This window comes from Haladaptatus sp. W1, assembly GCF_001723155.1.
Taxonomy (GTDB): Archaea; Halobacteriota; Halobacteria; order Halobacteriales; family Haladaptataceae; genus Haladaptatus; species Haladaptatus paucihalophilus.
In genome coordinates this window covers 1-9,141 of sequence record NZ_MEIH01000083.1, presented here as the reverse complement: position 1 = coordinate 9,141, position 9,141 = coordinate 1, and the positions used below count along the sequence as shown (strand labels likewise).

Genomic DNA, 9,141 nt, shown 5'->3' with positions numbered 1-9,141 from the left:
AGACGGAAGAACACCTGATGGCGCTCGACATCATCGGCATCGAGAACATCGTCATCGCACAGAACAAGATCGACCTCGTTAGTCCCGACCGCGCGCGGCGCAACTACGAACAGATTAAGGAGTTCGTGGAGGAACCGTCGCCGAAGACGCGCCGGTCGTCCCGATCAGCGCCCAACAGGAGGTCAACATCGACCTGCTGATTCAGGCCATCGAGGAGGAAATTCCGACGCCGGACCGCGACCCGAACGACGAGCCGCAGATGTACGTCGCTCGCAGTTTCGACATCAACCGTCCCGGAACGACGTGGGACGACCTCACCGGCGGCGTTCTCGCGGCAGTCTCATCCAGGGGAAACTCACCGAGGGCGACGAACTCGAACTTCGACCCGGCCGCGAAATCGACGAGGGCGGCCAGACGCAGTGGGAACCCATCCAGACCGACGTCCGCTCCCTCCAAGCGGGCGGCGAGATGGTAGACGAGGTGACGCCCGGCGGACTCCTCGGCGTCGGAACCGGCTTGGACCCCAGCCTCACCAAGGGCGACGCACTCGCAGGACAGGTCGCGGGACGCCCGGTAGCCTCCGCCGACGTGGGAGCAGTTCACGATGAAAATTGACCTGCTCGACCGTCTCGTCGGCATGGACGAGCAGAACGTGGACGAAATCAGCACGGGCGAACCGCTCATGCTGACGGTCGGGACGGCGACGACGGTCGGTGCCGTTACCAGCGCGCGCGACGACGAGTGTGAAGTCTCGCTCAAGCGTCCCGTTTGCGCACCCGAAGGTGCCAAAATCGCCATCAACCGCCGTATCGGCGCTCGCTGGCGGCTCATCGGCATCGGGACGCTCACGACCGAGAACTGATGGTTCCCACCGTCGTCATGGATACCAGTGCCCTCATGATGCCCGTCGAATCCGGCGTCAGGGTGTTCGACGAACTAGACCGGCTGTTGGGTCGGTTCGAGTGCGTCGCCCCGCGCGCCGTTCTCGACGAACTCGACGGCCTATCACAGGGCAACGGAAAGGAGGCAACCGCGGCGAGTGTGGGTGCCGACTTGGCGACGCGCTGTCGAACCATCGACCACGAGGAATCGTACGCGGACGACGCGTTGGTCGAACTCGGTCCCGAGTTCGACTTCGTTGTCACGAACGACGCACCCCTTCGGACGCGCCTGCTCGACGCTGGCGTACCGGTAATTCATATAAGGGGGAAGAACAAACTCGCAATCACTCAACCATAGCATGTACAAACGGGCCAGATTGAAGGACACGGTCGAAGTACCTCCCCAGTTCCTCGCGGACGTTACGCCGGAACTGGTGAAGCGGCTACTACAGGACAAACTCGAAGGACGGATGGACGAGGACGTTGGCAGCGTCGTCAGCGTCACCGAAGTGCACGACATCGGCGAGGGCGCAGTGTTGCCCAACCGCCCCGGCGTCTACTACGAAGCGGAGTTCGACGCGCTGACGTTCGACCCGCAGATGCAGGAAGTCGTCGACGGCGAAGTCGTCGAAGTCGTCAACTTCGGGCGTTCGTCGGTATCGGACCGGTGGACGGCCTGCTCCACGTCTCACAGATTTCGGACGAGTACCTCGCGTTCGAACGAGTCGCCGACGCCGAGGGCGCGGTTGGACTCGCGGAGGCGAGCGCTTGGCCCTCCTCGTCGAACGCGAGGTACTCGTCCGAAATCTGTGAGACGTGGAGCAGGCCGTCCACCGGTCCGATACCGACGAACGCCCCGAAGTTGACGACTTCGACGACTTCGCCGTCGACGACTTCCTGCATCTGCGGGTCGAACGTCAGCGCGTCGAACTCCGCTTCGTAGTAGACGCCGGGGCGGTTGGGCAACACTGCGCCCTCGCCGATGTCGTGCACTTCGGTGACGCTGACGACGCTGCCAACGTCCTCGTCCATCCGTCCTTCGAGTTTGTCCTGTAGTAGCCGCTTCACCAGTTCCGGCGTAACGTCCGCGAGGAACTGGGGAGGTACTTCGACCGTGTCCTTCAATCTGGCCCGTTTGTACATGCTATGGTTGAGTGATTGCGAGTTTGTTCTTCCCCTTATATGAATTACCGGTACGCCAGCGTCGAGCAGGCGCGTCCGAAGGGGTGCGTCGTTCGTGACAACGAAGTCGAACTCGGGACCGAGTTCGACCAACGCGTCGTCCGCGTACGATTCCTCGTGGTCGATGGTTCGACAGCGCGTCGCCAAGTCGGCACCCACACTCGCCGCGGTTGCCTCCTTTCCGTTGCCCTGTGATAGGCCGTCGAGTTCGTCGAGAACGGCGCGCGGGGCGACGCACTCGAACCGACCCAACAGCCGGTCTAGTTCGTCGAACACCCTGACGCCGGATTCGACGGGCATCATGAGGGCACTGGTATCCATGACGACGGTGGGAACCATCAGTTCTCGGTCGTGAGCGTCCCGATGCCGATGAGCCGCCAGCGAGCGCCGATACGGCGGTTGATGGCGATTTTGGCACCTTCGGGTGCGCAAACGGGACGCTTGAGCGAGACTTCACACTCGTCGTCGCGCGCGCTGGTAACGGCACCGACCGTCGTCGCCGTCCCGACCGTCAGCATGAGCGGTTCGCCCGTGCTGATTTCGTCCACGTTCTGCTCGTCCATGCCGACGAGACGGTCGAGCAGGTCAATTTTCATCGTGAACTGCTCCCACGTCGGCGGGAGGCTACCGGGCGTCCCCGCGACCTGTCCTGCGAGTGCGTCGCCCTTGGTGAGGCTGGGGTCCAAGCCGGTTCCGACGCCGAGGAGTCCGCCGGGCGTCACCTCGTCTACCATCTCGCCGCCCGCTTGGAGGGAGCGGACGTCGGTCTGGATGGGTTCCCACTGCGTCTGGCCGCCCTCGTCGATTTCGCGGCCGGGTCGAAGTTCGAGTTCGTCGCCCTCGGTGAGTTTCCCCTGGATGAGACTGCCGCCGAGAACGCCGCCGGTGAGGTCGTCCCACGTCGTTCCGGGACGGTTGATGTCGAAACTGCGAGCGACGTACATCTGCGGCTCGTCGTTCGGGTCGCGGTCCGGCGTCGGAATTTCCTCCTCGATGGCCTGAATCAGCAGGTCGATGTTGACCTCCTGTTGGGCGCTGATCGGGACGACCGGCGCGTCTTCGGCGACGGTTCCCTCCACGAACTCCTTAATCTGTTCGTAGTTGCGCCGCGCGCGGTCGGGACTAACGAGGTCGATCTTGTTCTGTGCGATGACGATGTTCTCGATGCCGATGATGTCGAGCGCCATCAGGTGTTCTTCCGTCTGGGCCTGCGGGACGTTCTCCGTGGCCGAGACGACGAGCACCGCGCCGTCCATCAACGACGCTCCCGAGAGCATGGTCGCCATGAGCGTTTCGTGGCCGGGTGCGTCCACGAACGATACTGTTCGAATCGGTTCGCTTTCCGAACCGTCGGCGCACGTCTCGTCTACCGTGTAGCACTCCGGCGCATCGACGTCCGGGCACTGCCGGAACGTCGCGTCCGCATATCCGAGTCTGATAGAAATCCCCCGTTTCATCTCCTCGGAGTGCTGGTCGGTCCATTCGCCGGAAAGAGCCTGCACGAGCGTCGTCTTTCCGTGGTCTACGTGGCCGACGAGTCCGATATTCACCTCCGGTTGGTTGTGTGTTCCTGTCAACGTTGACCTCCTGAAGTAATCTTGTCGTAGATTCGGCCCGAACGACTGATAAACCTACTGTTCTCGCATCGATCGAGTTCCTGACAAGGACGCTACAAAACTGTAATTCAGGTAACGTTTTATTCGCTTCCGGACGATAGTACAAGCATGAGCAGCGATACCGGCAGCGACACCGGATTGCAGGAGTGTGAGGACTGTCTCGCACCGGCGGAGGCGTTCTCGGTCATCGCCAACGAGACGCGCCTCTCGATTCTGGAAGCGCTCTGGCAGGCCCCGGAGCGGCCGGTCGGCTTCTCGGAACTCCGCAAGGAGGTCGGGATGCGCGACAGCGCCCAGTTCAACTATCACCTGAAGCAGTTGACCGACCACTTCGTCGTCCGGACGGACGCGGGCTACGACTTCCGACAGGCCGGAAAGAAGGTCGTGAGCGCGGTACTGGCCGGGTCGTTCAACGAACACCCTCACCTCGACCCCATCGAACTCGACGAGACGTGCGTGGACTGCGACGCCCATCTCCGGGCGGCCTACGAGGAGGAGACCCTGACCGTCGCCTGCCCCGACTGCGGCAAAGCCCACGGCAACTATCCGTTCCCGCCCGGCGGCCTGAACGACCGGACGGACGACGAGATAATGGACGCGTTCAACCAGCGCGTGCGCCACCTCCACTGCCTCGCCGCCGACGGCGTCTGCCCGGAGTGCAACGGACGGATGGAGACGACGGTGACCCGCGACACCGAGAACCTCCTCGGCACGAAGGTCCGGGTGGACCACGAGTGTGCGCAGTGTCACCACCAACTCCACTCGACGGCCGGACTGTCGCTCCTCGACCAATCGCGGGTCGTCACGTTCTACAGCGACCATGGCATCGACATCTGCACGAAGCCGTTCTGGGCGCTCCCGTGGTGCGTGGAGGACGAGAACACCACGATTCGCTCGGAGGACCCGTGGCGAGTCCACGTCACGATTCCGCTTGACGACGAGACGCTCGACGTGACCCTCGACGGCGACATGGCCGTCGTCGAAATCGAGCGCACCCGCTCGTCCCCAACCGACGCGAAAAGCGCCGTCTGACAGCTCGCATACAGGAACGCGTTTCAGTAGCGCATCCTACAGAAGTGTTTTTCAGCTAACAGTTTTGTCGGTGGCTTCCCTCCGTTCAAACGAGGAGAGCACCCATGAAGTACGAGACCACCCCCGGACTCGCCGAACCGACTCCCGGCTACGACATCGCTCGCCGAGCACTTGCCACCCTGTCGATTCTCGCGCTCGGCGTCGCAAGCGCCCTCGCGGTCGGCACCGTGTTCGTCTACGGCGCGGCGTTGCTCGGGGCAGGCGTCCCGATACTGCTTTTCGGCTGGGCGGCCAGCATCGGCGTCGTGTTCGCGCTCCCGTTCCTCGTCGTCCGCCTCGTGACCGCGGCCCTCACCGCGTTTCGACTCTGAGACGATTCGTCGAACAGTTCCCCTTTCGACTCGTTTCTGACGCTATTTCTTCCTCGTGCAGTTTGCTATCGTTTTTCGATGCCGTCTCTATCACGTTGATGGAGTCCCCGAACGTCCCCGTCACGCTCGCTACGAGTTGCAGTCGAAACCGACCGAATTGCAACCACCGCGATGAAGTCCACGCCATGCTCGCTATGTCATGTTGTGTTTGAACGAAACAACGTCACCGCGAAGCAATCCTCGAAAGCCCCCACCACGCTCGCGGTCGCTCGCCGACATCTCGACTCGGCACAAACCGCGTGCCTCGGCGAGAGGGGTCGGCGAAACGACCACGGTAAACGCGAGCGGGCGGCCCCTTTCATTCCCATCCGTATTCCTTCCGCATAGCGCCGCGACAGCCACGTCCTCCCCAACCGATTCGCTTCGCTCATCCACCGTCAGAGCAACGCTCTGACGAGCCATTCGTTCGTTCCGTTGTCACTCACGAAGACCTCGCACGCTACAGCGAGAGGACGCGGCCGAGAGTGACCGCGTCCTCTCGCCAGCACGCGCCACGGTGGTAGGTTTGCCGGTCGGGAACCGAAAGAGCAGAACACTCACTCGACACACCTTCTCCCGCGCCTTTTTTGCCGACTGAATCCCTCTGGAGAGTCGTGCGAGAGTTTCCGTTCGAGTTGGCGTTGTGCGCCCATCTGGAAGCGATGACCGACGACGTTATCGCCCGGCAGGTCGGCGCTGGCGTCCACGCGCCCTCGAACCGCATCATCGACGTGCTGTGCGTCGAACCCGGCCCGGATTTCGACGCCCGGACGGATATTTCGGCGGAACGGATTCCCGACGCGGCAATCGAGAGCGACGTGGGCGTCGGGGAAGCGCGCTACTGGCGCGACGCCTTCGACACGTCGCCGGAGTACGCCCGGGGAGTGGTGGACCGAGCGGTCGAAATCGGCTTCTTCGAGCGCGAGCGGCGGGGCGGCCGGGAGTACGTCCGGCAGGTCGCCCGCTATCCCGACTGGTTCGGGCGACTGGTGGGAATCGAGAACAAACCCGACCTCGCGGATCCCGGCGACCTCGAAACGCAACTCCGCAAGGACGTGAGCCTCGGCCTCGTGGACGAGGTGATTCTGGCGACCGAGAGCTACGTCACCGGCGCGCACCTGAACCGCATCCCCGAGGAGGTCGGCGTCTGGCGGTTCCACGGCGGAGAGGTGGGAAGTGAAAATGGAGACGAAGTGGGAGACAGAAGGGATGAAGGGAAAAAAGGCGAAGCGGGAAAGGGGAGAGTCGAAATCGAAGTGGTTCGAGAGCCGACGCCACTCGACACGGACGAAGCGGGGACGGAACTCATCGAGGAGCGCGTCGGGCGAACGGACGTTCGCGTGGCGAGTGCGGAGGGGAAAGCGAAACGGCGACGGCGGATGGCCGAGCGCGCCTACGGAAAGGGCTGGCGGACGTACGACTTTCCGGCCTGCGGCGAAATCGAATCGCGGGGCGGCGCGGTGCCGTACTGTCGCTGGAAGGGCCGCGTCGTCGACCCCGCGCGCTGTGGAGAAGACTGTCCGGGCCACGACCCCGCCGACCCGCCGGCGGTCGATACCGATGCCGAGCGAGACGTTCGGACGCCGTGGATCGCTGACCCGACGGGGCGGCAACGTCGGCAGGCGGGACTCGACAGATTCGGCCGAGACGTGTAAAATACAATTCGTTTTGCCGGGCGCGTGAAGTGTAAACATACAAGAACCGCGGTCAAGAAGGGGGGTGTATGCATACCCCCTCCCGACGGCAGTCGTTGGCCGTCGGCGCGATACTCCTGTGTTGTCTCTCCTTGTTCGCACCGACGCTCGCCGCGCAGTCGAACCTCACTGCCCAGTCGAACGACCAAGGAAGCATCGCCTCGAATCCCTGCGTCGGAACCATCGAGCGCCCCGCGAACGGAACGACCGTCGTCGCGGTACAGGGCTACTCGTGGCTGGACGAGGGACAAAAGCGAGAGGCGAAACTCGTGGGCATCGGACCGGACGGCACCGTGAAGTGGGTCCACCACACCGGCGACCACGGCATGGTCTGGGGCTACGACGTGGACCCGATGCCGAACGGCAACCTGTTCGTGACGGGAACGACGCAGGGGAAGACGGTCGTCTACGAGTTCAACCCCCGAACGCAAGAGCACGTCTGGAAGGAGACGTTGCCCATCGAGGACACCCACGACATCGACCTCATCAACAACGGGACGCAACTACTCGTCGCCAACCTGCGCAACTACAACGAGGAAGAAAACAGGAACGACGACAGCATCTTCGTCTACGACCTCCAGAAGGACGAGGTGGTCTGGCGCTGGTACTTCCAGAATCACTACGATTCTGACGTGGGCGGGAACTACACGAAAGACTGGACGCACGTCAACGACGTGGACAAAATCGGCCCCGGCGAGTATCTCGCCTCGCCGCGCAATCTGGACCAAGCCATCGTCATCAACCGCTCGACGGGGAACATCGACATGCAACTCGGTTCCTACGGGGAGAAGGACATCCTCGACAAGCAACACAACCCGGACTACTTGGAGAGCGAGGACGGCACCCCGACGCTCCTCGTCGCCGACTCCGAGAACAACCGCATCGTCGAGTACGAAAAGGAAGGTGACGGGTGGAACCGAACGTGGTCGCTCGGGAAGGGCGACGACCTCTCCTGGCCGCGCGACGCGGACCGCCTGTCGAACGGCAACACCCTCGTCGGCGACTCGAAACACGAACGGGTGATGGAAGTCACCCCGAAGGGCAAGGTCGTCTGGGAGTTCTACACGCCGTGGTTGGTCTACGACGTGGCGCGCCTCCCCGACGAGCGGGCCGAAAGCCCGACCATCGCCGACCAGAACGCCACGGGAAGCTACGCGTTCAAGGGAGCCACCGAGAAGTACGACGCGGAGTCGATGAAGCAGTGTAACGCCTACCTCAACTCCATCGACGGTTGGGCCGACGGCCAGAAACCGGCGAACACAACCACCTCGGACGGAACGGGCGTGCAGGACGACGACGAGCGCAACAACGGAAGTCTCGGGGGACCGGACGACGACTCCGGCAACTCCGCCACGTCGCTCCCCGGCTTCAACGTCGTCGTCGCACTCGTCAGCCTGCTCGCCGCGGCCGCGCTGTTGGTCCGAGAGAATCGAGACTAAATCAGATACCGTTCGCCGTCCACCGCCAACGGCTCTTCGAACGCCTCTTCTTCGGGATAGAAGTGCGACACGTGCACCAGTCGCGTCTCCGCCGCGTCCAGTTCGTCGGCCAGCGAGAGCGCACCCTCACGCGTCATGTGCTTGTGCCCGAACGTGCGCGGAACGCCGTCGTCGGTGTGGTGGCGGCCGCCCGCGGGATGGTACTCGCAGAGCGACGCGGGGACGATGGCGTCCGCCAGAAAGAGGTCCGCGTCGGAGAGCGCCTCCCGAGACGCGTCCGGAATCGAATAGCCCGTGTCGCCCGTCAGCGCGAGTTTCGAACCGTCTTTCTCCACGACGACGCCGTAACAGACGAGCGGGGGGTGTTCGACCGGAACGAACGTCACGTCGAACCCGCACGCCGAAAACGACGCGAGCGGCGCGTGGCCGTGGACCGTGATGCGGTCGAGGTAGTCGAACTTGTTTCGAATCGCGTCGGCGACGCTCTCTCCCGTCTTCGGGTCGATTTCGTCCGTCGCGTGGACGGGGAGGGAATCGAACAGTCGATAGGCGTTCCCCAACCCGTCGAGGTGGTCGAAATGGATGTGCGTGATGAGCACCTCGTCGGGGAGCGAAACGTCGTTGTCGAGAAACTGGGAGCGAAAATCCGGGCTGGCGTCGATGAGGAGTGATTCGTCCGTCTCCTCGTTGCGGACGTGAACCGAGAACCGCGAGCGTTCGACCCCGCGGTCCCGGGCCTCGCGGCAGGTGTCACAGTCGCATCCGACCGTCGGGGTGCCCGTCGTATCGCCGGTTCCGAGGAGGGTGACTTCCATCGGTACAAGATGCACGGCGACGGATGCTAAATGTCGCGGTCCGCGATGGTGTTGCAGGAAAAATCGTCGCGC

The 9,141-nt window shown here is 63.4% G+C and carries 8 protein-coding genes and 4 pseudogenes; 7 read left to right on the top strand and 5 right to left on the bottom strand.

Annotation, left to right across the window (positions count from 1 at the left end; genetic code table 11):
* The 3 genes and pseudogenes from BG842_RS04685 to BG842_RS32975 all read left to right on the top strand — a co-directional run.
* Positions 1-862: pseudogene (locus BG842_RS04685) on the top strand (translation initiation factor IF-2 subunit gamma); the annotation flags it as partial.
* 17 nt (positions 863-879) lie between these two features.
* Entirely contained in the window at positions 880-1,239 is a 360-nt protein-coding gene (locus BG842_RS04680) for a PIN domain-containing protein (RefSeq protein WP_171970521.1), read from the top strand.
* 1 nt (position 1,240) lies between these two features.
* A pseudogene (locus BG842_RS32975) lies at positions 1,241-1,369 on the top strand (RPB7/RPC8 family DNA-directed RNA polymerase subunit); the annotation flags it as partial.
* Here BG842_RS32975 and BG842_RS32970 read toward each other — a convergent pair.
* The 4 genes and pseudogenes from BG842_RS32970 to BG842_RS04660 all read right to left on the bottom strand — a co-directional run bounded on the left by BG842_RS32970 (position 1,328) and on the right by BG842_RS04660 (position 3,640).
* Positions 1,328-1,573, bottom strand: a complete 246-nt coding sequence (locus tag BG842_RS32970; protein ID WP_069449874.1) for a hypothetical protein — start codon at positions 1,571-1,573, stop codon at positions 1,328-1,330. The pseudogene BG842_RS32975 and the gene BG842_RS32970 sit on opposite strands and share 42 nt — an antisense overlap.
* Positions 1,573-2,024, bottom strand: a pseudogene (locus BG842_RS04670) (DNA-directed RNA polymerase); the annotation flags it as partial. The gene BG842_RS32970 and the pseudogene BG842_RS04670, both read right to left, overlap by 1 nt.
* A 1-nt stretch (position 2,025) precedes the next feature.
* Positions 2,026-2,384 (bottom strand): annotated as a pseudogene (locus BG842_RS04665) (DUF188 domain-containing protein).
* A 17-nt stretch (positions 2,385-2,401) separates the two neighbouring features.
* Entirely contained in the window at positions 2,402-3,640 is a 1,239-nt protein-coding gene (locus tag BG842_RS04660; protein ID WP_069449873.1) for a translation initiation factor IF-2 subunit gamma, read from the bottom strand.
* Positions 3,641-3,787: 147 nt separating this feature from the next.
* Here BG842_RS04660 and BG842_RS04655 point away from each other — a divergent pair, with 147 nt between their 5' ends.
* From BG842_RS04655 to BG842_RS04630, 4 genes are all read left to right on the top strand, one after another.
* Positions 3,788-4,711, top strand: a complete 924-nt coding sequence (locus BG842_RS04655) for a winged helix-turn-helix domain-containing protein (RefSeq protein ID WP_069449872.1) — start codon at positions 3,788-3,790, stop codon at positions 4,709-4,711.
* 104 nt (positions 4,712-4,815) lie between these two features.
* Positions 4,816-5,082: a hypothetical protein gene (locus BG842_RS04650; RefSeq protein WP_069449871.1), complete on the top strand. Its 267-nt coding sequence runs from the start codon at positions 4,816-4,818 to the stop codon at positions 5,080-5,082.
* A gap of 653 nt (positions 5,083-5,735) precedes the next feature.
* On the top strand, positions 5,736-6,776 hold the full coding sequence (locus BG842_RS04635) for a DUF5787 family protein (RefSeq protein WP_069449868.1): 1,041 nt from the start codon (positions 5,736-5,738) through the stop codon (positions 6,774-6,776).
* Positions 6,777-6,844: 68 nt separating this feature from the next.
* Positions 6,845-8,254, top strand: a complete 1,410-nt coding sequence (locus tag BG842_RS04630) for an arylsulfotransferase family protein (RefSeq protein ID WP_254662902.1) — start codon at positions 6,845-6,847, stop codon at positions 8,252-8,254.
* Here the strand turns inward: BG842_RS04630 and BG842_RS04625 are convergent.
* Entirely contained in the window at positions 8,251-9,069 is an 819-nt protein-coding gene (locus BG842_RS04625; RefSeq protein ID WP_069449866.1) for an MBL fold metallo-hydrolase, read from the bottom strand. The two genes, BG842_RS04630 and BG842_RS04625, sit on opposite strands and share 4 nt — an antisense overlap.
* Positions 9,070-9,141 lie beyond the last annotated feature (72 nt).

What these genes read in the sequence shown, in the direction of transcription:
- BG842_RS04625 (WP_069449866.1), bottom strand. Translation starts at nt 9,069, where the DNA reads ATGGAAGTCACCCTCCTCGGAACCGGCGATACGACGGGCACCCCGACG.
- BG842_RS04630 (WP_254662902.1), top strand. Translation starts at nt 6,845, where the DNA reads ATGCATACCCCCTCCCGACGGCAGTCGTTGGCCGTCGGCGCGATACTC.
- BG842_RS04680 (WP_171970521.1), top strand. Translation starts at nt 880, where the DNA reads ATGGATACCAGTGCCCTCATGATGCCCGTCGAATCCGGCGTCAGGGTG.
- BG842_RS04650 (WP_069449871.1), top strand. Translation starts at nt 4,816, where the DNA reads ATGAAGTACGAGACCACCCCCGGACTCGCCGAACCGACTCCCGGCTAC.
- BG842_RS04655 (WP_069449872.1), top strand. Translation starts at nt 3,788, where the DNA reads ATGAGCAGCGATACCGGCAGCGACACCGGATTGCAGGAGTGTGAGGAC.